The organism is Amycolatopsis sp. NPDC047767 (genome assembly GCF_040704195.1).
Lineage (GTDB): Bacteria > Actinomycetota > Actinomycetes > Mycobacteriales > Pseudonocardiaceae > Amycolatopsis.
This window is the reverse complement of the sequence record NZ_JBEYSJ010000013.1, coordinates 164215-187918: the sequence shown is the minus strand read 5'-3', so window position 1 is coordinate 187918 and position 23704 is coordinate 164215. Positions and strand designations below refer to the sequence as shown.

19 protein-coding genes are annotated in these 23704 nt (G+C 70.0%); 7 read left to right on the top strand and 12 right to left on the bottom strand.

What is annotated here, in order from left to right; translation table 11 throughout:
* Positions 1-21 precede the first annotated feature (21 nt).
* Together AB0878_RS24075 and AB0878_RS24070 are read right to left on the bottom strand one after the other, a co-directional pair.
* Positions 22-480 (bottom strand): roadblock/LC7 domain-containing protein, encoded by a 459-nt coding sequence (locus tag AB0878_RS24075; RefSeq protein WP_220247186.1) that lies wholly within the window; start codon positions 478-480, stop codon positions 22-24.
* Positions 481-494: 14 nt separating this feature from the next.
* Entirely contained in the window at positions 495-3629 is a 3135-nt protein-coding gene (locus tag AB0878_RS24070; RefSeq protein ID WP_366582487.1) for a nitrate- and nitrite sensing domain-containing protein, read from the bottom strand.
* Positions 3630-4337: 708 nt separating this feature from the next.
* On the opposite strand from AB0878_RS24070, the gene AB0878_RS24065 reads away from it, so the two are divergent.
* The 4 genes from AB0878_RS24065 to AB0878_RS24050 are packed head-to-tail and all read left to right on the top strand — an operon-like array spanning position 4338 to position 7779.
* Positions 4338-5300, top strand: a complete 963-nt coding sequence (locus AB0878_RS24065) for an ABC transporter substrate-binding protein (protein ID WP_366582545.1) — start codon at positions 4338-4340, stop codon at positions 5298-5300.
* Position 5301: 1 nt separating this feature from the next.
* Positions 5302-6069 (top strand): ABC transporter permease, encoded by a 768-nt coding sequence (locus AB0878_RS24060; protein ID WP_366582486.1) that lies wholly within the window; start codon positions 5302-5304, stop codon positions 6067-6069.
* The gene (locus AB0878_RS24055) at positions 6066-6893 is read left to right on the top strand and encodes an ABC transporter permease (RefSeq protein ID WP_366582485.1); all 828 of its coding nucleotides are present in this window, start codon (positions 6066-6068) and stop codon (positions 6891-6893) included. Before AB0878_RS24060 ends, AB0878_RS24055 begins: the two co-directional genes overlap by 4 nt.
* Positions 6894-6915: 22 nt before the next feature.
* Positions 6916-7779, top strand: coding sequence for an ABC transporter ATP-binding protein (locus tag AB0878_RS24050; RefSeq protein WP_366582484.1), 864 nt, complete (start codon positions 6916-6918; stop codon positions 7777-7779).
* Between the two features lie 51 nt (positions 7780-7830).
* Here the strand turns inward: AB0878_RS24050 and AB0878_RS24045 are convergent, their stop codons facing one another.
* The 5 genes from AB0878_RS24045 to AB0878_RS24025 all read right to left on the bottom strand — a co-directional run bounded on the left by AB0878_RS24045 (position 7831) and on the right by AB0878_RS24025 (position 13761).
* Entirely contained in the window at positions 7831-9048 is a 1218-nt protein-coding gene (locus tag AB0878_RS24045) for an acyl-CoA dehydrogenase family protein (protein ID WP_366582483.1), read from the bottom strand.
* Between the two features lie 44 nt (positions 9049-9092).
* Entirely contained in the window at positions 9093-10676 is a 1584-nt protein-coding gene (gene mdlC, locus AB0878_RS24040; protein WP_366582482.1) for a benzoylformate decarboxylase, read from the bottom strand.
* A gap of 35 nt (positions 10677-10711) precedes the next feature.
* Complete coding sequence (locus AB0878_RS24035) at positions 10712-11563, bottom strand: class I SAM-dependent methyltransferase (RefSeq protein ID WP_366582481.1); 852 nt, start codon at positions 11561-11563, stop codon at positions 10712-10714.
* A 293-nt stretch (positions 11564-11856) separates the two neighbouring features.
* Positions 11857-12072, bottom strand: coding sequence for a hypothetical protein (locus AB0878_RS24030; protein ID WP_366582480.1), 216 nt, complete (start codon positions 12070-12072; stop codon positions 11857-11859).
* Positions 12073-12120: 48 nt separating this feature from the next.
* Positions 12121-13761 carry a S53 family serine peptidase gene (locus tag AB0878_RS24025; protein ID WP_366582479.1) on the bottom strand — a complete coding sequence of 547 codons (1641 nt, stop codon included), beginning with the start codon at positions 13759-13761 and terminating at the stop codon, positions 12121-12123.
* Between the two features lie 547 nt (positions 13762-14308).
* Between AB0878_RS24025 and AB0878_RS24020 the strand changes: the two genes are divergently transcribed.
* Positions 14309-14893 (top strand): sigma-70 family RNA polymerase sigma factor, encoded by a 585-nt coding sequence (locus AB0878_RS24020; RefSeq protein ID WP_366582478.1) that lies wholly within the window; start codon positions 14309-14311, stop codon positions 14891-14893.
* A gap of 260 nt (positions 14894-15153) precedes the next feature.
* Here AB0878_RS24020 and AB0878_RS24015 read toward each other — a convergent pair whose 3' ends face one another.
* The 4 genes from AB0878_RS24015 to AB0878_RS24000 form a co-directional block, all read right to left on the bottom strand.
* Positions 15154-15894 carry a GAF and ANTAR domain-containing protein gene (locus tag AB0878_RS24015; protein ID WP_366582477.1) on the bottom strand — a complete coding sequence of 247 codons (741 nt, stop codon included), beginning with the start codon at positions 15892-15894 and terminating at the stop codon, positions 15154-15156.
* A gap of 24 nt (positions 15895-15918) precedes the next feature.
* On the bottom strand, positions 15919-16656 hold the full coding sequence (locus AB0878_RS24010; protein ID WP_366582476.1) for a hypothetical protein: 738 nt from the start codon (positions 16654-16656) through the stop codon (positions 15919-15921).
* A gap of 66 nt (positions 16657-16722) precedes the next feature.
* On the bottom strand, positions 16723-17400 hold the full coding sequence (locus AB0878_RS24005) for a copper homeostasis protein CutC (RefSeq protein ID WP_366582475.1): 678 nt from the start codon (positions 17398-17400) through the stop codon (positions 16723-16725).
* A gap of 15 nt (positions 17401-17415) precedes the next feature.
* On the bottom strand, positions 17416-20163 hold the full coding sequence (locus tag AB0878_RS24000; protein ID WP_366582474.1) for a nitrate- and nitrite sensing domain-containing protein: 2748 nt from the start codon (positions 20161-20163) through the stop codon (positions 17416-17418).
* Between the two features lie 197 nt (positions 20164-20360).
* Here AB0878_RS24000 and AB0878_RS23995 point away from each other — a divergent pair, with 197 nt between their 5' ends.
* Complete coding sequence (locus tag AB0878_RS23995; RefSeq protein ID WP_366582473.1) at positions 20361-21326, top strand: ABC transporter substrate-binding protein; 966 nt, start codon at positions 20361-20363, stop codon at positions 21324-21326.
* Here the strand turns inward: AB0878_RS23995 and AB0878_RS23990 are convergent.
* Entirely contained in the window at positions 21323-21952 is a 630-nt protein-coding gene (locus AB0878_RS23990; protein WP_366582472.1) for a hypothetical protein, read from the bottom strand. The two genes, AB0878_RS23995 and AB0878_RS23990, sit on opposite strands and share 4 nt — an antisense overlap.
* Positions 21953-22041: 89 nt before the next feature.
* Between AB0878_RS23990 and AB0878_RS23985 the strand changes: the two genes are divergently transcribed.
* A complete protein-coding gene (locus AB0878_RS23985; RefSeq protein WP_366582471.1) occupies positions 22042-23688 on the top strand; it encodes a DNA repair helicase XPB in 1647 nt (548 codons plus the stop codon).
* The last annotated feature ends 16 nt before the right edge of the window (positions 23689-23704 follow it).

Genomic DNA, 23704 nt, shown 5'->3' with positions numbered 1-23704 from the left:
CTCCTGAAGTTCCCGATCCGCCTAGCGGCGGATCGCAGCGCCCTGCAGTTGCGCGCGCATTTCCGGCGTCAGCTGCTGGCCGACTCGTTCGACCAGCAACGTCATCTCGTACACGACGAGACCGATGTCGCTGTCCGGCGCGCCCAGCACCGCGAGGCACGAGCCGTCGGAAACCGACATCAGGAAGAGGAAGCCGTTGGCCATCTCGACCACGGTCTGCGCGACCGGGCCGCCTTCGAACACCTTCGCCGCGCCGCGCGCCAGGCTGGTCAGCCCGGAGGCGACCGCCGCCAGCTGGTCGGCCCGGTCCTTCGGCAGCCCTCGCGAAGCCGCGAGCAGGAGCCCGTCGGCCGAAACGACCACCGCGTGGGCCGCGCCCGGAACCCGGTGGACGAAGTCCGTGATCAGCCACGCGAAGCTGCCCGCCACGCCGCCGCCGGCCCTGCCGTTCGGCTGCGCCGAGCCGCCCCCCGGCTGCACTGCACCCGCCCGTGTCACTGTCGCTCCTCACTGCTGTCGCTCACATACCCGGACCCGGTGACCCGTACGCCTTCGTCGTCGAGCCGGGCTTCGTCGGCCGGCCGATCCTTCAATGCGTGCCGTCCGGAGGTGTACCCACGCTGGAAGCTTGCCATCCTGTTGCGGGCCGCGGCGGCCGAGCGGGTGATAGCACCCGTTCCGGGCAGACCGGCAGTCGCGTCGGTGAACGAATTGTGCTGGTCATCCGGTGCCGAGTCGCCGCCGATCGAACCGGGCACGAGGTACGCGTTGGGCACCCGCTTCGGCAGGCCCGCCGGCGTGATCTCCTCGGCCTTCTTCTCCAGCAACGACTGCGCGGCCTGCCAGCCCTCGTCCGACGCGCTGCTCCAGCCGTCGTCGGAACCGGGGTAGAGAGGCGTCGCTTCGATCGGCTCCTCCTCACGGCTGTCGAAGGCGCCGTCGATCCCGGACGGCTCCTCGGCGGCGGCCGAGGACCCGTTCGTCGCCGGGGCCCCGGGTGCCTCGGCGGCTTCCGGTTCCGCCGGAGCCGCCTCGGCCAGGGCTGCGTCGGCCGGGGCGCCGACCTCGTCGGACGCACCGGGTTCGCCGTCCTCGCTGCCCTCGCTGAACCACCGCGAGAGCACCGACTGGTAGATCGGCAGGCGCCGCGTGGGCACGTCGTCCTCGAGGGCCGACGCGCCGTCGTCCACGGCCGGTTCCTCCCGCTTCGGCTCCTCCGGCGCGACGTACTTCGGTTCGCGCTTCGGGAGCACCAGCGGCGGGAACTGGGTCTCCGACAGGCTCGCACCATCCCCGTTGGGCTGCTGGGTGAGCGGGGCGAGGTCCTCGGCCGTGGGCCACGCCGGCGCTTCCGGCAGCGAGGCCTCGGGGCTCAGGAACGGCCCTGCGGCACGGTTTCCCGCCACCAGGTCGTCGAGGCTGATCGGCTGGTCGAGCGGCACGAGGCCACCGTTGGACTGCGCCGGCACGGCCGGTGCGGCCGGAGCCGGGGGCGGTGCCGAAGCGGGCGTGGAACTCGGCGGCGTCGAGTCGAACTGCGAGTCGAACTGGTCGAACTGCTGCCGGTTGACCGACGGCAGGCTCGGGTGCGAGACCTCGTTGCGGTTCAACGGCGGCGGCGTGTGGCGCGGCATGGGGTTGGCCACGCGCAGCTGCGTGAGCAGCTCCGCCGGCACCACCACGCGGGCGATCACGCCACCCTCGATGTCCTCGTTCTCGCGCAGCCGCACCTCGATGCCGTGGCGCTGGGCCAGGCGCGCGACCACGTACAGACCCATTCGCCGCGTCACCGAGACGTCGAGGTCCGGCGGGTCGGCCAGGCGCTGGTTGACCTCGGCGAGCCGGTCCTCCGTCATGCCGACACCGTGGTCGGTGATCTGGATCGCCAGGGCCTTCTTGCGAGTCACCACGGCCCGCACTGTGACCTTCGTCTCCGGCTCGGAGAAGTAGGTCGCGTTGTCGAGCAGCTCGGCGAGCACGTGCACGAGGTCGTGGATCGCGAGGCCCTGCACGGCGACCTCGGGGACGATGCCGACCTCGATGCGGGCGTACTGCTCGATCTCCGACACCGCGGCGCCGATCACGTCGGCCGCCGGCACCGGCTTGGGCACGGACTTCGCGAGGCCGGCGCCCGAGAGCACCAGCAGCGACTCACCGTTGCGCCGCAACCGGGTGGCGAGGTGGTCGAGCTCGAACAGGCTCGCCAAGTGGTCCGGGTCCTGCTCGTCGGCCTCGAGCCGGTCGATCACGCCGAGCTGGCGTTCCACCAGCCGCTGCGAGCGCCGCGAGAGGTTCACGAAGATGCCGTTGACGTTCTCGCGCAGCAGGGCCTGTTCGGCGGCCATCTTCACGGCCTGGCCGTGGACCACGTCGAACGAGCGCGCCACTTCACCGATCTCGTCGCGTGAGGTGACCGGCACCGGGTCGACGGCCTTCTTGGACGCGTTGACCGGGTCCGGATCGTCCAGAATGGACTGAACCGTCTCCGGCAGCCGGGTGTAGGCCACGTCGAGCGCCGTGGTCCGCAGCACGCGCAGCGGCCGCAGCATCAGGCGGGCGATCACGAGCATCAGGATCAACGCCGCGATGAGCGCCGCGAGCACGATCACACCGCCGACCCACGCCGAGCGCACGGCCGAGCTGGCCAGGTCGTCGGCTTGCGTCCGCAGCTGCGTGAGCAGGTTCGTCTCGACCGCGCGCATCTTGTCGGAGGCGACGGTGCTGTCCTGCCCGAGCTGCGTCGGGTCGATGTTGAGCGCTTCGCCTTGCTGCGCGAAGGAGAACGCCTGCGTCTGGATGCGGCGCCGGTCGTCGACCTCCGGGCCCGAGACGGTGTCGGAGTACAGCTGCACCTGGTCGTCGGTGGCGTTCGCGAGGAACGCCGCGATCGACGCGTCGCCACTGGCCTCGGCGGCGCGCGTCTCGTCGAGGAGGTCGCCGGGGAAGCCGTTGCGGAAGGCCGCGATCTCCAGTGCCGTGTCACCGCGGAGCGTGAACTCCTTGGCCTCGCTGATGGCCTGCGTGCTGTTGCCCAGGCGCAGCAGGTCCCGGTCGGTGACTGCGGTGGTCACCTCGCGGCCCAGCTGGATCAGCGAGTTGAGGATGGAGGAGTAGGTGTCGAGCACCGCGATGTCCGAGTAGGACGAGGAGCTCACGGCCGCGCGCAGCGGGCGCAGCGCGTCGAGGCGCTGGATTCCGCGGGCGTACCGATCAGCGGTGGCCTGGTCATCGGGATTCAGGTTGACCAGCGAGTTGCGCAGGTCCTCGACGTCGTGGTCGACCTTCGCGATCTGCGCGTCGAGCCCGGTCTGGCGCAGCGCGTCGCCGGAGGAGATCCGGGCGACGGCGAGGCTGCGCTCGCCCTGCAGGTCGTGGATGACCGTGGTCACCTTGCCCGCGAACGCGACCTGGTCCGCGGTGTGGCCGAGCTGCACGGCCTGCTGCGCGTCGTCCGCGACCCGCAGCGCGCCGAGCACCAGCGCCGTGAGCGTCGGGATGATCAGGATGAGGGCGAGCTTCGAGCGAAGCCGCCAGTTGTTCAGCGCGAAGACCGAACCCCGTCGTGCGGGATTCACCCCACTTTCGCGCGCAGGGGCCCCTCCCACCCCCGCGGTGTCTTCGTTTGGCACCGCCGCACCACCATCTTCGTCCGGGCCCGAGGGACCCTGTGAGTTGAAGCCTGCCGTGCCCGCGACCACTACCCGCACGCTCCCGGCAGGCCGCCCGGCACCTCAGCGGCCCGGTCGACCTGGGCCATTACACCCTTTCGGGGGAAAAGATCCACTTCCAGGTGCGGTTTCGCGCCGCCCTGGACGCGGAATCGGTTCAGTACTTGCATGGCGTTCGGTCCCCGCACTGGTCGATCACTGGTCCATTAGGCCTAAGCCACCAGTCCGCCGACGAGTGCCGGCCTGCGCAGAGTGCCTCTCAGCGAGGCTGACTCTCACTACATCGGTGGTCCACACCTCACACTGCCGGAGCAGAGGGTAGCGAACGACTCGGTGATTTGTAACCCTCTTGACAGCCGATCCGGAACACCCGGGTAGCGGATCAAGCCGATTCGTAGTTGGCTCCGACGTGCCGGATGATCTTCAACTCGACCACCTCGATCCCCTGATCGAGTGATTCACGCCACTTTCGGACCGTTGATGAACACCCATTGTGATGGATGCGTCGCTTCTCTACAGTAGCCGCGTGACTCCGGACAATGAGCCACACCCACCAAACCCAGCACCGGTCAACACCCATGTGACCTCATTCTCCAAGGAGTGGCCTTGTTTGAAACAGCCGGGAGCAGCCAGGCAAGACTCGGGCGCCGTGGCTTCCTCTCCCTCGCCCTGGCGAGCGGCGTCGCACTGACCGCGAGCGGCTGCGGCCTGCTCGGAGGTTCGGACGACTCGGGCAGCAGCAGCGGCGCGTCGGGGCTCGAGAAGACGAAGATCAAGGTCTCGATCATGCCGACGATCGACGTCGCGCCGTTCCACCTCGCGGTGCAGAACGGCTACTTCAAGGACGAAGGCCTCGAGGTCGAGTCCGTCGACGCCGCCAGCGGCGACGCATCCGTGACGAAGCTCCTGTCCGGAGAGGTCGACGTCGCCTACGCGAGCTACACGCCGTTCTTCATCGCGAAGAGCAAGGGCAACGCGGACATCAAGTTCGTGTCCGACGCCTCCTCGGCCGGCCCGAAGAGCACCGAGATCGTGGCCATGCCCAACGGTTCGGTGAAGAGCGTGCGCGACCTGGCGGGCAAGAAGATCGCCATCACCGCGCAGAACACCATTTGCGACACCCTGACGAAGTCCGTGATGCGCGACAACGGCGTGGACTTCTCCCAGGTGAAGTGGGTTTCCCTGCCGTTCCCGAGCATCGGCGCGGCCGTCAAGCGCGGCGACGTGGACGCGGGCTTCCTCACCGAGCCGTTCATCACGGGCTCGGCCAAGACCAACGGCACGGTGCCGATCATCGACACCGCGACCGGTGCCACGCAGGACTTCCCGACCGCAGGCTACGGCTCGCTGGGCAAGTTCACTTCGGAGAACCCGAAGACGGTGGCCGCGTTCCAGCGCGCGATGCTGCGCGCCACGAAGGAGTCGGCGGACCGCTCGAAGATCGAGCCGCTGATGGTGCAGTTCTCGAAGGTCGACGAGGCCACCGCCTCGCTCACCGCGCTGCTCACCTTCCAGTCCACTCTGGACGCCCGTCGTCTGCAGCGCGTGCCGGACCTGCTGCAGCAGTTCGGGTCGATCCCGGCCAAGATCGACGTCGCGCAGATGATCGTGGCACAGCCGAGCGCTTCCTGACGTGCGACTCGTTCGGAACCTGGTCGGCCTGCTCGGCTTCCTCCTGATCTGGGAGGTCGCCGTGCGGGCCGGCCTGATCGACCAGAACGACGTGCCGCCGCCCACCGTCGTGTTCGCGCGCATCGGCGAACTGCTCGGCGACACCGAGTTCGTGCGTGACGTGATCGCGTCGGTGCTGGCGTGGCTGATCGCGATGGCCGTGTCCATCGCCGTCGCGGTGCCGGCCGGGCTGCTGCTCGGCAGCGTCCGCTGGCTGCGCGACGCGACCAAGGCGATCGTCGAGTTCCTGCGGCCCATCCCGTCCGTGGCGTGGATCCCGCTGATCCTGATCGTGGTCGGCGGCGGGCCCGAGTCGAAGATCCTGCTCGCGGTCTACGCGGCGGTGTGGCCCATCCTGTTCAACACCATCTACGCGATGGCCGAGATCGACCCGGTGCTCATCGAAACCGCGCGCTCCTACGGCACACCGAAGTCGCGGCTGCTGACCTCGGTGGCGCTGCCGCACGCGGCGCCGTTCGTGTTCACCGGCATCCGGATGTCGGCAGCGATCTCGCTGATCCTCGTGATCAGCACGGAGTTCCTCGCGGGCGCGAAGCTGGGCATCGGGCAGTTCGTGCTCGAGGCGTCGTCCGGCTCGGGGCGGATGGACCTGGTGCTCGCAGGCACCGTCGTGGCCGGGGTGCTGGGATACCTGGCCAACGAGGGGCTCGAGCGGCTGGGCAAGCGCCTGTTCCGCTGGAGCAGCAACGACGAAGGGACCGTCGCGTGACCGTCGTCGGCAAACCGGTGAGCGCCGCGCGCGGCCGCGTGAGCCGTGGCCTGAGCGGGTTCGCACGCAAGTGGCTGCTGTTCGTGGTGCTCGTGGTGATCTGGCAGGTCATCACGCAGTTCACGGAAAGCGTGTTCTTCCCGCCGCCCACCAAGATCGTCGCGGCGGCGGTGCAGCTGTGGTTCTCCGGCCCGGCTTCGCACGTCTTCCTCGGCCAGGCGGTGTTCGACCACGTCCTGCCCAGCCTCGCGCGGGTGCTGGGCGGCTGGCTGCTCTCGGTGGTGCTGGGTGTCGCACTGGGAACGGCGCTCGGGCGCTCGAAGACCGGCATGGACTACGTGGGGCCGCTGTTCGCGTTCTTCCGCGCGATCCCGCCGCCCGCGCTGGTTCCGGTGTTCATCGTGTTGTTCCACATCGGACCGGGCATGCAGATCGCCACGATCATCTTCGGTTCCGTGTGGCCGATCGTGCTCAACACGGTGGACGGCGTGCGCTCGGTCGACAAGGTGAAGGCGGAGACCGCGCGGGCGTTCCGCACGCCGCGGTTCTACTGGATCACCACGGTCGTGCTGCCGGCCGCGATGCCGAAGATCTTCGCGGGTCTGCGGCTTTCGCTGTCGATCTCGCTGATCCTCATGGCGATCTCGGAGCTCGTCGGCTCGCTCAACGGCATCGGCTACGCGTTGATCGCCGCCCAGCGCGCGTACGACTTCGACCAGATGTGGGCGTGGATCGTGCTGCTGGGCATCCTGGGTTACGGGTTCAACGCGGCCCTGCTCGCCGTCGAGCGCCGGGTGCTCAAGTGGCAGCCCGGCCGTCACTAGAACTTTCCGGAAGGTAGTCAGAATGTCGACCATGCTCGAGGTCTCCGACCTCAGCCACCGCTACGGCACGGGCGACAAGGCGCACGTCGCCGTGAACGACTTGACGTTCACCGTCGAGGCGGGCCAGCTGGCGTGCATCGTCGGCCCTTCGGGGTGCGGCAAGTCGACGCTGCTGCGCGCGATCGCGGGCCTGGTGCCGCCGACGTCGGGCACCGTGAGCCTGCACGGCGACCTGGTCACCGGCGTGCCCGACGACCTCGCCGTGGTGTTCCAGGACTACAGCCGTTCGCTGTTCCCGTGGCTGACGGTGGCGAAGAACGTCGAGTTCCCCTTGCGCTGGACCAAACTCGACAAGGCCGAGCGGCGCAAGCGGGCCGCCGCGGCGCTGTCGGCCGTCGGGCTGGACGGGGTCGGGGCGAAGTTCCCGTGGCAGCTTTCGGGCGGTATGCAGCAGCGCGTGTCCATCGCTCGGGCGCTGGCGTCGCGGCCGGCGCTGCTGATCATGGACGAGCCGTTCGCCTCCGTGGACGCGCAGACGCGCTTCGAGCTGGAGGACCTGCTGCGGCGCGTGCAGCGCGAACAGGGCACCACGGTGCTGCTGGTGACGCACGACATCGACGAGAGCGTGTACCTGGGTGACCGGGTGCTCGTGCTGTCGAAGTCGCCGGCGTCGATCGTCGCCGACCTGCCCGTGGACCTGCCGGCGGAGCGGGACCAGATCACGACGCGGGAGTCCGCCGAGTTCGTGACGCTGCGCGGCGAGGTGGCGCGGTTGCTGCACGGGCCGGCTTCGGCTGCCCGCGCGGATGAGGCCGAGCGTGAGCTGGTGGAGTCCGAGTCCGAGTCTGAAGCTGCGGCTGCGGTGAAGGCCGAAGCCAAGAGCTGAAGCTGTTCTTGCGGAACGGGGCGCCCTCCGCGGGTGCCCCGTTTTCGCGTCTCAGGCCTTGGCTCGCGAGTCCGGGCCGGTCTCGTCGGGGCCGATCTCCGGCAGCGTCCGCACGCCGAGCACGTTGGCGCCCACCAGCTTGCGCGTGGCGAGGTTGCCCATCGGCATGAACGTGCTCGCCTGCACGTCACGCCACATCCGCTCGAACGGCAGCTTCTTCGTGTACGACATGCCGCCCAGCACGTCGACGAGGCGCTGCATCACCTGCACGGCGTTGTTGGCGGCCACGTACTTCACGACGGCGCAGCGGGCCACTCCGTCCTGCACGTCGCCGGTGAAGAGGCGGCGCGACATCACGTCTTCGGCGTGGCTGCGGATGAGCGCCCGCGAGCTGTCGAGGAGGATCTGGCACTCGCCGATCACGTCCTGCAGCACCGGATCGCCCGTTTTGCCGCGCTTCTGCAGCGAGCGGACGGTCCAGTCGAGCGCCCCGGCCGCGACTCCCGTGTAGACGGCCGAGAACGCCGGCATCGCCCACGACCACACGGTTTCCAGCACCCGCGCGTCGAGGTGCTTCACCGGCAGCGAGTGGACGACGGCACTGTCCTCGACGAACACCTTGGTGAGCTCGACGTCGTTGCTCTGGGTGCCGCGCATGCCCATGGTGTCCCAGGTCTGGTGGATCTTCACCCCGGGCTGGTCGAGCGCGATCTGGCACAGCATCAGGCGCGGGCCGCCTTCGGCGTCCTCGTACCGCGCGGTGGTGGAGCAGTGCGTGGCGACGGCCGTGTTGGTGGCGAAGCTCTTGCGGCCTGTGAGCTCGAACCCGCCTTCGACGCGGACGGCCTCGGTGTTCGAGTCCGTCATGTCGTTGCGCAGGCCCGTTTCGCTGGTCACCGACGCCCAGATCAGCTTGCCCTCGGCGGCTTTCGTGAGCAGCTCGGCCAGCCGCGGCGACTGCGTGCGCCGCCAGACGCTCGCCCACTGCCCCAGCGGCGAGAGGTGCATCGTGAACGCGAGCGCGGTGGCGCCGTCGCCCATCGCCAGGCGTTCCAGCACCGGCAGGATCTCCGGCAGGCCCGCGCCGAAGCCGCCCAGCTCCTCCGGCACGGACAGGCGCAGGAAACCCGCTTCCCGCAGGTCGTCGTAGTTCTCGTGGGGGAAGGAGTTCTCGCGGTCGTGCAGGCTGGCGCGCTCGGCGAAGACGTCGGCGAGCTTGCCGGCCTGTGCGACGAGTTCCTGCTGTCCGGGAGTCAGTAGAGGCTGCACCCGGTCATCCAAACAGCGTCACCCGGTCGGGTCAATCGCGAAGATCAATACAGTTTCTGCGGATTCGGGTCCACCTTGACGTGCACGAGGGCGGGACCGTTTTCGGCGAGGGCTTCGGCGAGCGCGTCTCGCAGGTCGGCGCCCTCTTCGACGGTCCGTGCGGGCACGCCCATGCTCTGCGCGAGCTGCGCGAAGTCGATGCCACCGAGCTCGGTGCCCGGCACCTTCTTGCCACCGGCCGACTCGCCGAGGATCCGCACGGCCGCGTACTGCGCGTTGTCCAGCACCACGAAGGTGACCGGCACGTTCTCGCGCGCGGCCGTCCACAGTGCCTGCACGCAGTACATGCTGGAGCCGTCGCCGAGGATCGCGACGACCTTGCGGTCGGGCCGCCCCAGGGCCGCGCCGACGGCCGCCGGGAGGCCGTAGCCGAGCGTCCCGCTCGCGACGGTGAGGAACCCGGTGTCGGTGGAGGTGATCGGCAGGTGGTCGTGGAGGCAGTTGCGGTGGCTCGGCGTCTCCTCGACGACGATCGCGTTGTCCGGCAACAGGTCCGCGACCGTGGCGTAGGCGAAGTCCGGCGAGATCGGCGTGGTTTCGGCGGGCTTGGCGGGTTTTGCTTGCGGGGCCGGGGTTTCGCGGCTCTTCGCGGTGACTTCTCGGGCGAGGGCCTGGATGGCGAGCTTCGGCGTGGAGCGGATGCCGGTGCCGTTGCCCGCACGGGCGAGGATCTGCTCGTCGTCGCTCACGAGGTACAGCGGCGGCAACGGCTGCTCCGGCTCGCCGCGGTACACGTGGTAGGTGAAGGCGGGCGCGCCCAGCACCACCACGACGTCGTGCTCGCGCAGCGCCTCGGCCACCGCCTTGCGCTCGGGCTGCAGGAAGCCGAGGAACAGCTCGTGGTCCTCGGGGAACGAGCACCGCGACGACATCGGCGCCGCCCAGACGCCGGCCTTGAGCTTCTCGGCGAGCGCGACCACGTCGGGCACCGCGCCGTCGCCGTCCACACTGGCGCCGACGACCAGCGCCGGGTTTTCCGCGTGGTCCAGGGCTTTCGCCAGCTCCTGGAGGGCTTCGGGGTCGGGCGCGAAGCTCTGCGTCCGCCGGCCGGTGGGCAGCGGCATCGTCGCCTCGGCGTCCCAGTCGTCCACGGGCACGGAGACGAACACCGGCCCCTGCGGCGCCTGCGTCGCGATGTAGTACGCGTGCGCGATCGCGGCCGGCACGTCCTGCGCCCGCGCCGGCTCGATGCTCCACTTCACGTAGGGCTTCGGGAAGTTCGCCGCTTCCACGGCCCCCAGGAACGGCTCGTCCGGCAGCAGTGAGCGCGTCTGCTGCCCCGCCAGCACGATCAGCGGCGCCCGGTCGCGGAACGCGGTGAACACGTGGCCCAGCGAATGGCCCACGCCACCGGCCGAGTGCAGGTTCACGAGCACCGGCTTGCGCGTCGCCTGCGCGTACCCGTCCGCCATCGCCACGACGGCCGACTCCTGCAGCCCGAGGACGTAGGTGAAGTCGTCGGGCCACTCGGTCAGGAACGCGATCTCCGTGGTGCCGGGGTTGCCGAACACCGTGGTCAGGCCGAGATTCCGGAGCAGCTCCCGCGTGGCGTCGCGAATCGTGCGCATGATCCGGAGGTTATCCCGGCTCCCGGCGGGTTGTCTCACCCACCCGAGTGAACATTGGTGCCACTCACGTAGCGCACGTCGCTGAGCCGCAGCGAGTCGTCCGCCAGGGGCAGGCCGTTGGCGGACAGCAGCTCCGCGATCGTGGCGCCCCTGAGCTCCCAGCCGAGGCCGGTGAGGTAGGGGGCGGCTTCGTTGCGCTCGCCGTAGTAGCGGACCTTCGCCATGTCCGTGTCGAAACCCTGCTCCCGCCAGCGTTGCGCGATCTGGTTCAGCCCCGCCTTGGTCTTCTCGTCGTCACCCGGCTTCGGGTTCGGCCGGCTCTCGGTGGCCACACGGCTTCCCGGCGCGCTGAGGGCGGTGATCGTGTCCAGCAGCCGATCCTGCGCCTCGGGCGGCAGGTAACCCAACAGCCCTTCGGCACTCCACGCGGTCTTCTCGGTCACGTCGAACCCACTGGCTTTCAGCGCGGCGGGCCAATCCTCACGCAGATCAATCCCGACGGCGCGCCGCTCCGCGGTCGGCTCCGCGCCGAGCTCGCTCAGGGCGCGGGCCTTGAACTCGATGACGTCGGGCTGGTCGAGCTCGTACACGACCGTCTCTGTCGGCCACCGCAGCCGGTAGGCGCGGGAATCAAGACCGGCGGCCAGGATCACGGCTTGCTTGATGCCGGCTTGGGTCGCTTCTCGGAAGAAATCGTCGTAGAACTTCCCGCGCACCTTGGCGACATCGATCGCCACCCGCCCCACCAAGTCTCCGGGCGGCTCTTCCCCACTGGCCAGCCTCGTGAGCAGATCGATGCCCACCGCCCGCACGAGCGGCTCGGCGAACGGATCGGCGAACAGGCTTTGGTCTTCCCGCGTCGCAATCGCCCTCGCCGCCGCGGCCATGGTCGCCGTCGCCCCCACACTGGAGGCGAGGTCCCAGGTGTCTCCGTCTTGCCGGGTGGAAGTCATGGTCCGCCTTCGTCTTTCGGGGGTCTCACAGGCATTCTTTTGCACCGGGCGCAGCCCGCCACCTCTTGCACCGGGGCAGCCCGCCACCGACACAAACCCCCGCCCTCCCTAGGGGGCGCGCCCATGTCCATCGTATCGGCCACCCCCGACAGAATCGGGTCACAAGCCATTGCGGCCCCGACTTGTCCACAACTCGGGGTCGCTGTGGACAACGACCGCTGAGCACCTCATTGCTCAGCGGTCGTTAGCTCCGCACTCAGTTCAGCGAGCACCTTCTCGATGAACCGCATGCTCTCCTCTTCGTCGAAAGCCAACGACAGCACAGCGCTGGCGTCGACGAGCGCGGTGAACTCCGCCGGACCGCGCAGCAGCTCACGAAGAGCGACCCGGGTCAGGATCCGGACATCCCGCCCATCCCAGGAAATTCGGCGGTGGTCAAACACGAAAGCGGGGCCCTCCCCCGAAGGAAAGGGCCCCACTGCAAGGAAAACTCAGCCGATCAGACCCGAAAGCCCCGTGCCCTTGAAAGAGCCCCAGCCGGTCACCTGGTCGTAGCCCGTGCCGGCGGTGAAGCCGGTGGTGCCGTTGAAGGTGTTGTTGCCGGTGGTCACGTCGTGGAAGCCCGTGGAGTACGAGGAGCCGTTGCCGATGCTGTAGAAGGTCGGGTTCAGGTTGCCGAGCGAGCCGCCGTGGACCTGGTTCTGCAGGGCGGTGAAGGCGGCCCACAGCGGGGCGGCGCCGGAGGTGCCCCAGACGTTGCCGCTGCTGCCTTCGCTGACGATGGTGTACGCGGAGCCCGAAGCGGCGTCACCGGCGACGTCCGGGACCTTGCGCTTCGTGGTGCTCTGGTGCGACTGCCAGGACGGGGCGTTGAACAGCGTCGAGATGCCGCCGCCGCCGGCGCCGGCCGAGGCGCCGTCGTTCCAGGCCTTCTCGCTGCTGTAGCCGTTGGACGAGGTCACGGTGAGCTGGGTGCCGCCGACGCCGGTGACGTTGGGGCTGGACGCCGGGAAGTCGACGGCCTTCGAAAGGCTGCCGGTCTGGCGGGCGCAGTCGGTGGTGCCGTCGTCGCCCGCGGCGGCGAAGTACGTGATGCCCTCGGCGGTGCCGGAGGCGATCGCGTTGTTCACGCTGCTGGCGGCCGACGAACCTTCAGCCGACTCGCACGAGCCCCACGAGATGGAGACGACGTTGACCCGCGCGTCCGACGCGATCTTCTGGTACATCGCCAGCTCGCCGGCGTTGGAGTTCGGGGCCTCGTAGACGAACGAGCTCACCTTCGACGCGAGCGCGTGCACGACCTCGATGTCCAGGTCGACCTCGACCTCGCCGTCGCCCGGGCTGGAGTCGTAGTTGGCGCCGCTCACCGGGACGGTGGTGACGCTGCCGCCGGAGAGGCCGTACTTCGAGTCGTAGCTGGTGATGTCCGACTTGCGGTAGCCGTCGAACTCGACGAAGCCGACGTTCACGCCCGTGCCTGTGGCCGAGAGGCCGCTGGTGGAGTAGGCGGTCTTGAGGATGCTCGGCGTGACGGCCTTGACCACCTTCGGCGCGGCGGTGGTGGCCGAGTGCTCCTTCACGGCGTGGTTGTCGAGGCCGACCACGGCCTGCACCACCGACGAAACGGAGGCGGGCAGCGCCGGGGCGGAGTCGTTGGCGAAGAACTTGCGACCGGTGGTCGTGTCGGTGTAATTGCCGAGGCGGGTGTGGAATGTGGATTCGAGCTGTGCGGCCGAACCGGTGAACGTGATGGCCTGCCGGTTACCGGAAACCTCGATTCCGCGCGCACCGTTTTGTTTCAGGAATGAAACGGCCTTGGCGACGTCGGCCTGCGTTGGGCCGAATGCCGCATTGAACTGCTCCGGAGTGAGGAAGTGGTGGTACTGCGGCGAGGCCGGGTTCTGGACGTCGGAGAGGAACTGCTGGAGGGCCTGCTGGTTGTGCAGCTTCAGCGACAGCGCCGCGTTGATCTGCTGACCAGCGTCGACGTCGCCACTGCGGGCGCTCGAGGCCAGCGGCGCCGCGTTGCCGCTCATGGTGATCAAGGGATCGGCGTGGGCCACGCCGGCCAGGGAAAGGCACAGCAACGCCGGCAGCGGGACCGCTGCGGCGACGAGCTTGCGCAAGCGCATGGCAATTCCTCTCAAACGGTGGGGGACCTGGCCGAAACACTTCGTGCGTCGACCTGGGAAGGAGCATAAGCCGCCGAGGAACCTACTTTTGGCTGAGCTTTTCACAGTCCGTTTATGTTTCACGAGAGCAATTTCGGCAGGTTTTCGCCGGAGCTGTCCCGAAATTGCGCTTACTCCCGGATTACCCCTTTACGGATGGTTTGGGGTGGTTCCCGATCGAACACGGGTTCACCGAGCTCAGCGCGGAGCTGGCCCGCCGGTGGGATCCGGGTGCGGGCGAAGACGGCGCCGAGCGATACACGCGGTTCTTCGCCAAGGTGCCGGCCATCCACCGGGCGAACACGAAAGTGCCGGCGGCGTTGCGCGCAGTGGCCGGGTGCACTGACGCGAGTCCTCGCCCTGCCGGGCCTGTCCGATGGACAATCCCGGCCCCTCGGAGCAGGCTGTCGGAGGCTCGCCAGGCGTCCCCGGCCCCCGGTTGTCGTGCGTGCTCATGCCGCCGCGCCACTTCGGTCCGGCGGCCCGCCCGACCTGGGAAACGATGTGGATGGCCACCGACGACCGCGCGCCGTCGCCGCGTCCGGACAGCCGGCTCGTCGCGGCTGCCGTGGCGGGCGATCGCGCCGCGGTGGCCGAGCTCGTGGAGTTCGTGCGCCCCTTCGTGCTCCGCTACTGCCGTGGCCGGCTCGGCCTCAGCGGCGGTGCCGAGGACTGTGCGCAGGAAGTGCTGATCGCGGTGCTCGTGGAGCTGCCGCGCTACCGGTACGAGACGGACAGCTTCCTGCCGTTCGTGTTCGGCATCGCGAGGAACAAGGTCGTCGACGAGTTCCGCCGTCGCTCGCGCAACCGCGCCGACCCGTATGCCGACGCCGGCGACGAGGACCGCCCCGGACCCGACGAGTTCGCCCAGACCGACTCGCGGCTGCAGATCGAGGAGCTGCTGGGACACCTGGCGCCGGAGCAGCGTGAACTGCTGACGCTGCGGGTCGTCCTCGGCTATTCCGCCGAAGAAACAGCCGCGGCGCTGGGGTTGCCGAGCGCCGTGGCCGTCCGGGTGAGCCAGCACCGGGCGCTGACCAAGCTGCGCCGCCTGATGCGGGACGGGCCGGAGCCGAAGAAAAAAGACGACTGACGCGTCAACCCGGGCTCCGGGCCCGGCGGTGCGAGAGCCTTCGGATCAGCCGCACACCCATCACGAACGGGTGCGCCGCGATCGAGGAAACCCCTCGCCGATTCCTCGAGAGCACGCCGAACTGAATACGCACGCCCATGGCGCGCCGCCTCCTGCACCTGCCGGACCGGACCGATACCGATTCCGCCGAGGTCCAGGGCGAAGCAACCGACGTTAGCGCCGAAACACAGCTGTGCACTCCGCCGACCGGTCGAAACGTTTCAGCGCATCGGTGGGTTCCGGAACAGCTCCCGCACGGTCTCCGAGCGGTTCACCACCTCGGCCGCCACCACGCTCAGCTTCCGGCTGTTGCCGCGCGCGAACCGCCGCAGCACGGTGAACGCCTGGTCCATCTCCAGGTTCAGCCGTTCCGCGATGAACCCCTTCGCCTGCTCGATCACGACCCGGCTGCTCAACGCGGTCTGCAGCTGCTCGACGAGCACCTCGTGCTGCTCGATCGTGCGCGCCTGCAGCAGGCCGATGGTCGCGATGTCGACCATCGCGCGCGCGACCCGCAGGTCTCCCTCCGAAAGCTCACCGGGGCGCGCCGAAAACAGGTTGAGCGCGCCGATCACCTCGGAGCGCAGCCGCATCGGCAGCGCGTGCACCGAGTGAAAACCGTGGCCGAGCGCGGCCGCGGCGAAGGCGGGCCAGCCGGCGTCGTCGAGCGCGAGGTCGGGCGCGCTCACGGGGGCGCGCGTGCGGAACGCGTCGAGGCAGGGGCCTTCGTTGCGTTGCAGCTGGAACAGCTCCAGCAGCCGCACGTGCTCGTCGGAACTGGCCACGAGCTGCAGTGCGCCGCTCGGGCCGGCCAGCAGGATGCCGGCGGCGTCCACCGGTAGCAGCGCGACGCTCCGGGCAGCGAGGAGGTGGAGGAAATCGATCACGTCGAAGTCGTCGGTGAGCGTGTCCGCCAGTTCCACGAACGTGTCCACCAGCTGCCCGTCAGCCACCCGTACCATCTCCCACCACACCGAACGCGTGCTTCACCGAGTTCCCCCTTCCCGCTCGAATCGAACACGTCTGTTCACCACGTCGGCGGCGAGGTCGGACAGCGGGCGCTGCTCCGCGAACGCCCGCGCCCGCAACGCGGCGAACGCATCGTCGAGACGCACGTCGAGCTGCGCCGCGACCATGCCGGTGGCCTGGTGGACCTGCGCCGATCGCAGTGACAGGTCCACGGACTCGTCGCCTGCCGTGCCGACTTGCTCGTCGAGCAGGAGAAGGAGCGTCAGTTCAGCGTAGGCCAGTGCGTCGGCCAGCAAAACGGGCTCCAGCGGCACAGGAGCCTTTCGGTGGAACACGACCGTGCCCACGTCGACGAGCCCCACGCGCAGCGGCAGCACGAACTGAGCGTGCACTCCCGCTTGCACGGCCAGCGGTGCGTACAGCGGCCAGCGGCGCGACTGTTCGACGCCGTCGAAGTCACCCACCAGCACCGGCGAACCCAGCTCCCGCGCGCTGCGCACCGGGCCTTCCCCCACCATCACCTCGAGCTCCGCGAGCACGGTGGCGAGGTCGTCGGTGGCCACCCGCACCTCCTGGCTGCCCGGGCCGGTGCTCACCAGCACACACGCCCCGGCAACGCCGAGCCACGCCACGGCCGAGTCGCACAGGGCCGCCACCGTGACGGCGGAGCGCAGCAGGCGCGCTTCGTCCTTTACCCGGCTCCAGGCACGGGAAAGCGGCGTGTCGTCACGTCTGCCGTCCTGACTCGCCTCCATGCTCCGTGCCTTCGGCTCGTACTGCCCGGAAAGTCACCCGGGCGGGAGACTTCCGCACACCCTAACTCAGCTTTTGACGAGTTCAGCCCACTCCCGAACCGCACCAGCGTCCACAGGGGACTCCCAGCCACCGGGACGCACCGCGCTGCCCACGTGAAAGCCGCGCACTCCCCCGGCGCGCAAGAGGTGCACCTGCTGCGCGCGCAGGCCGCCGCCGACGAGCAGCGAAGGGCCCTCGGTGCGGCGCGCGAGGCGCTGCAGCACGGAAAGGCCGCTGCCGACGCCGTGCGGGCTGCCGGCCGCGAGCACCGTGTCGCAACCGAGTTCGGTGAGCACGTCGAACGCGGCGAGCGGGTCGCGCGCGCGGTCGATGGCGCGGTGGAAGGTCCACGGCGCACCGTCGAGCTCCTTCAGCAGCGAGCGGCAAGCGTCGACGTCGATCTCGTTGTCCTCGGTGAGGAAACCGAACACGAACTCGCGCGCGCCGGCGGCCAGGAGCTTCGCGGTGTCGGCGCGCAGGGCGTCGAGGTCACCGGCGGCGAAACCGTCGCTGCCGCGCAGCATCACGCGCACCGGCAGGTCGGTGGCGGCGAGGACGTCGCGCACCGTCTGCTCCGACGGCGTGAGCCCGTCCCGCGCCATGTCCGCGACCAGTTCGAGCCGGTCCGCCCCGCCTTCCTGAGCGCGCTGCGCGTCTTCCGGACCCAGCGCGATCACTTCCAGCAGGGCGGTCTTCGAGCTCATGGGTCATCCGTTCGATCAGGTCGTGGGGTTCTCGTCCCCCCGGGCGTGCCGGCCACGCCTGAACCCGCCTTGAAGGCTCGTCATCCGCTCGCGCACCGCTTCGGGGGAAAGCGAGAGTATCGGCCGCTGCTCGGGCACCTGCCCGGGGCTGGCCTCCATGCCGTCTTCGCCTGCGTTTTCGATATCGGACACGCGCAGGAACGGCCACGTGTTCTCGGCGCCGTCCTCCTGCTCCAGCTCGTCCGAGGTCGGCCACTCCGGCGGGGCCGGGCTCTCGTCGGGGTCGGTGGTGGGGAACTGCTCGACCGGGAACGCCGGTTCGACGCGGTCCGGTTCCGGCACCGTGCGGGCGTGCCGCGAGGGCGGTTCGGGCTCCACCGGTTCCGGTACGGGTCCCGGCTGAGGTTCCGGTTCTGCCACGGGTTCCGCCACCGGCAACAGCTCCGGCGGCACCGGCGCCCGTCCCTCGGGCGGCGGCACGGCCGCGTCGAACCACCGCGACAGCACGTCCCGGTAGGCGGGCATCCGTTCCGTCGGCGCGTCCAGGTCGAGGTGCGAACGGTCCTCCTGCGCCGGCCACGGCGGCGTGCTCTCCACCACCGGCGCGCGGCGGGGCGGGCCCGGTTCGAGCACCGGAACTATCGGCGCCTCCGCCGGCGGCTCGGGGGCTTCTTCCTCCGCGACCACAGGCACCGCGGCCAGCGGAGCCAAGGGCGGCAACAGCTCCGGCGCGGGCTCGGCTTCGGCGGCGACGGGAGCGGGCGGCTCGGGCAACGGCGGCGCGTCGACGATCAGTTCGGCCGGCACGAGCACCGCCGCCGTGATGCCGGTGCCTTCGGCCAGCCGCAGCGAAACGTCGATGTGGTGGCGCTGCGCGAGCGTCGCGACCACGTACAGGCCCATCCGGCGCGAGACCTCGACGTCGACGTCCGGCGGGTTGGCCAGGCGCGCATTGGTGCGGTCGATCTCGGCCTGCGGCATGCCGGCGCCGCGGTCGGTGATCTCGATGCGCCAGCCGCCGTCGGGCGTTTCGGCGCTTTCGACGGTGACGGTCGTGCGTTCCGACGAGTAGCGCGTGGCGTTCTCGAGCAGCTCGGACACCACGTGCACGAGGTCGTTCACGGCCTCGCCGCGCACCGCGAGCGTCGGCGCGGAGCCGAGCTCGATGCGCTGGTAATCCTCCACTTCGGACAGTGCGGCGCCCACGATCTCGTCGGCCACCACCGGTCCGCTGTCCTCGCGCACGAGGTCGGTGCCCGAGAGCACCAGCAGGTTCTCGCTGTTGCGGCGCATGCGCGTAGCGAGGTGGTCGAGCTCGAACAGGCCCGCGAGCGTGTCCGGGTCCTGCTCGCCGGCCTCCATGCGGTCGAGCACCGACAGCTGTCGTTCGACGAGATCTTGGCTTCGCTGCGAGAGGTTGACGAACATCGAGTTGACGTTCTCGCGCAGCATCGCCTGCTCGGCCGCGAGCCGCACGGCCTCGCCGTGGACCGCGTCGAACGCCCGCGCGACCTGGCCCACCTCTTCGCGCGTGAACACGGGCACGGGCGCGACGGCCGCGCGGTGGCGCAGGTTCTCCGGCGCCGGATCGGGATCGGTCAGCAGCCGCTGCACGGCCTCGGGCAGCCGGTGGTCGGCCACGTCCAGCGCCGTGCGCCGCAGCACGCGCAGCGGCCGCAGCAGCGAACGCGCGATGACCACGGACAGGATGCCGGCCACGAGCAGCACGGCGAGCACGATGCCGCCGTCCCAGATCGTCGACGTGCGGGCGCGCGCGGCGAGCGAATCGGTCTGCTCCTGGAGCTGCACGAGCAGCGCTTCCTGCACCTGGTGGGCGAGGTTCACGGTGTAGGTGGCCGCGGTGTCCCACTGGTTGGGGTCCAGACCTTGCAGCGACTGGCCGTTCTCCGCCCGGGTCAGCGCCGAGTCGACCATGTCGTTGCCGATGTCGACGACGAGGCCGATCACCGTGTCGTCGTACATCCGCTGCTGGTCTGGCGTCGCGAAGGTGCGGTAGTCGTTGCGCGCGGCGTTGAGCTCGGCCTCGGCGCCCAGCAGCGCGCGCGTGCGGTCGCGGTTGAGGCTGCCCTCGGCGAGCGCCTCGGACATGATCGCGCGCTTGACCGACATCTGGTCCTTGATCCGCGCGAGGGCGTTGCCGGCGAGGCGGAGCCGGGCGAGATCGGGGTCGGACACGTCGGCGGCGGCCATGTCGCTGATGTCGAGCAGGCCGGAGATCAGCTCGCTGTAGGAGCGGAGCACGGCGTCGGCGGGGAACGCGGAGTGCTCGGCGGAGTAGCGCAGGCCGCTGAGCACCCGCAGCCGGTCGTCGCTCTGCTGCAGGCTGCTGGCGGCCACGGCGTCGAGGCGCGGCTTGCTGTCGGCGAGCGTCTTCTCGAACGTGCCGATCGCCTGGTCCACGCGCGTGCGCTGGCCCGTGAGGTCGGTGGTGGCGCCGTGGCGGTTGCCGGCGACGAACCGCACCGTGACGTCGCGCTCGCGCTGCAGCTGGTGCAGGACCTCGGCCACGGTGCTGTCGACACGGCCGCGGGCGGCGAACTCGGCGAGCTGCTGGGCGTCGCGCAGGTCCGTGGTCACGCGCAGGCCCACGAGCCCGATCACGGCGAGCGCGGGGATCAGCAGGACGACGAAGAGCTTGGTCCGCAGGTGCCAGTTGCGAAGGCGCCAGCGGCCCCCGACCTGTCTGGCGGCAGCGGGATCCGTCGCGTCGCCCGTTCGGGGACGCTGGTCGCGACGGCTCACCTAAGCTTCCTTTTCCACCGCGGCACCTCATCCGCGGACGACATCGGGGGTGTCCGGTTCGAGCCTACTCGACAGTAGCTTCGCTCGACCGGATCGGGAAGCCGCACTGGCGGGGTCGCGGCCCTGTCGGGGATCGTATGGGCAGCGGCCCATACGATCCAGCGTGATGGCGAGATTCTCCCGGTGGGTGAGAGCGGATGAACGTGCGTGCACTGGTGTTGCCGCTGGTGGCGGTCTTGCTGGCCGTCAGCGGCTGCTCGCTGTTCGATTCCGGTGACGCGGCGGCGCCGGCGCGATTGGAGCGGACCACCCTGCGCGTGGGCGTTGGCGGGCCGATCGACACCGCCCCCCTGCGCATCGCTGCGGCGGCCGGGAAGTTCCGCGAAGCCGGGCTGAACGTGACGCTCGTGGACCTCGGGACCGAGGACGGCTTGGCGAAACTCGGCTCGGGACAGCTGGACGTGACGTTCGCCAGCGACGTGTCCCTTTTCCGCGCCGCCAACGCCGGGACCGCGTTGCAGCTTCAAGGCGAGGCGTACACGTCGGGCAACAACACGATCGCCCTCGTGACGCTGCCGAACTCCGACTACACCGAGCCGACGGCGAAGAAGTCGCCGAAGATCGCGGTGGACGACCTCGACGACATCGGCGCGCTGACCGCCCGTTCCGTGCTCGCGACCGCCGGCGTCGACGCGGCGAAGATCCACTTCGTGGCCAAGCCGTTCGACCGGATGCCCGACGCGTTGCAGGCCGGCGAAGCCGACGCGGCGCTGATGGTGGAGCCGTACATCACGCGAGCGGAGAAGGAGCTCGGCGCGCAGATCCTCGCCGACGGGTCCAGTGGCGCCACCCTCGACTTCCCCGCTTCGGGCTACGCGACGACCGGCGCGTTCGCGCGCGACAACCCGCGCACGCTGGCCGCGTTCCGCCGCGTGCTCATGCAGGCGCAGCAGACGGCCGCCGACCCGGCGATCGTCCGCGACGCGCTGCCGACGTTCTCCGACATCGACCCGACCACGGCGGCGCTGATCTCGCTGGGCACCTACCCGACCACGCTGTCGGGCATCCGGCTGCAGCGCGTGGCCGACCTCATGCACACGTCGGGCCTGATCACGAGCCGGCTCGACGTGCAGGCGATGCTGCCGGCCGAGGACCAGCCCTAGATGTTCTCGCCCGCGGGCTGCAGGCAGACCGTGCGCTCGGGCGGGCCGGCGTAGACGAGGGCGGTGTCGGCGGCGCCGCAGGAGCTCTCGTCGCTGCTGCCCTGGTGGACGACCGCGCGGGCCTCGGCGTCGGGGTCGCTGCAGGTGACCTTGCTGATCGCGGCCTCGTCGTCGACGTCGCGCAGGCAGTCGCCGGACGACACGTTGAGCGCCAGGCACAGCGTCTCGCGCGGCGTGCTGGTGCGGCTGGAGCTGCTCGTGCTCCGGAAGAGCTGGAAGCGCACGTAGTCGCCGCCGCGGCAGCTCGCGGTGCCGTTTTCGACGTCGTCGACGCGGTAGGTCGCGCGCTGCTCGGAGCAGCTCACACCGTGGTAACTCTGCGTGCCGACACTTTCGTCGGACAGGTACAGGCAGCTGCCCGCCACCGGCGTGCCCGACGAGCGGGCGATCGCGGCCACGCCGAACGCGGCGAGCACGCCGACGCCGAGCGCCACCACGATTCCGGCTGCTACCAGCACCTTTGCGGTGCTCGAGAGCGGCCGGGATGCGCCCGGCCGGGGCGGCACGGCGCCCGGCGGCTGGAACGGGTTGGCGGCCGACGGCACGCCGAACGGTGGTGTGGTCAAAGATCCCCTCCAGCTTTTCCTGCCGATCATCTTGGCACCCGGACGGCCGCGACGGGAGGGGACGGCTCGGGGGAACGTATAAAGGACGGGTGACTGATGGCCCCCTGATCGTCCAGTCCGACAAGACCGTGCTGCTCGAGGTCGACAACCCTCAGGCCGACGACGCGCGGATCGCGATCGCGCCGTTCGCCGAGCTGGAACGCGCGCCCGAGCACGTGCACACGTACCGCATCACGCCGCTGGCGTTGTGGAACGCGCGCGCCGCCGGGCACGACGCCGAGCAGGTGGTGGACGCGCTCACCACGTACTCGCGCTTCCCCGTGCCGCAGCCGCTGCTGATCGACGTGGTCGACGTGATGGGCCGCTTCGGGCGGCTGCAGATCACCAACCACCCCGCCCACGGCCTGGTGATGTCGACCACGGACCGCGCGGTGCTGGAAGAGGTGTCGCGGCACAAGAAGATCAGCCCGATGCTGGGCGCGCGCATCGACGAGGACACGGTGCTCGTGCACCCGTCCGAACGCGGGCGGCTCAAGCAGGCGCTGCTGAAGGTCGGCTGGCCGGCGGAGGACCTCGCGGGTTACGTCGACGGCGAAGCGCACTCCATCGACCTCGACGAGCAGGACTGGCACCTGCGCGACTACCAGCGCCAGGCGGCGGAAGCGTTCTGGGCCGGCGGCTCGGGCGTCGTCGTTCTGCCTTGCGGCGCGGGCAAAACGCTGGTGGGCGCCGCCGCCATGGCACACGCCAAGGCGACCACGCTGATCCTGGTGACCAACACCGTCGCCGGCCGGCAGTGGAAGCGCGAGCTGGTGGCGCGCACGTCGCTGACCGAGGACGAGATCGGCGAGTACTCCGGCGAGAAGAAGGAGATCCGCCCGGTCACGATCGCGACGTACCAGGTCGTGACGCGCAAGACCAAGGGCGAGTACCGGCACCTGGAGCTGTTCGACTCGCGTGACTGGGGCCTGGTCGTTTACGACGAGGTGCACCTGCTGCCGGCGCCGGTGTTCCGCATGACGGCGGATCTGCAGTCCCGGCGCCGCCTGGGCCTGACGGCGACCCTGGTGCGCGAGGACGGCCGCGAGGGTGACGTGTTCTCCCTGATCGGGCCCAAGCGGTACGACGTTCCCTGGCGCGACATCGAGGCGCAGGGCTGGATCGCGCCCGCCGAGTGCACCGAGGTCCGCGTGACCCTGACGGACGCCGAGCGCCTCGCGTACGCGACTTCGGAGCCGGACGAGCGCTACAAGCTCGCGGCGACGGCGATGACGAAGATGCCCGTGATCAAGTCCATTGTGGAGCGTCACGCCGGCGAGCCGACCCTGGTGATCGGGGCGTACCTCGACCAGCTGGAAATGCTGGGCGCGGAGCTGGACGCGCCCGTGATCCAGGGGTCGACGCGCAACAAGGAGCGCGAGGAGCTGTTCGACCGCTTCCGCCGCGGCGAGCTGCGGACGCTGGTGGTGTCGAAGGTGGCGAACTTCTCCATCGACCTGCCGGAAGCGTCGGTGGCCATCCAGATCTCGGGCACGTTCGGCTCCCGCCAGGAAGAGGCGCAGCGGCTCGGGCGGCTGCTGCGCCCCAAGGGCGACGGGCGGCAGGCGCACTTCTATTCGATCGTGTCGCGGGACACGGTCGACACGGAGTACGCGGCGCACCGGCAGCGGTTCCTGGCGGAGCAGGGGTACGCGTACCACATCGTCGACGCGGAGGACCTGCGCCGGCCGCTGTAGTCACTCGTTCACCTAG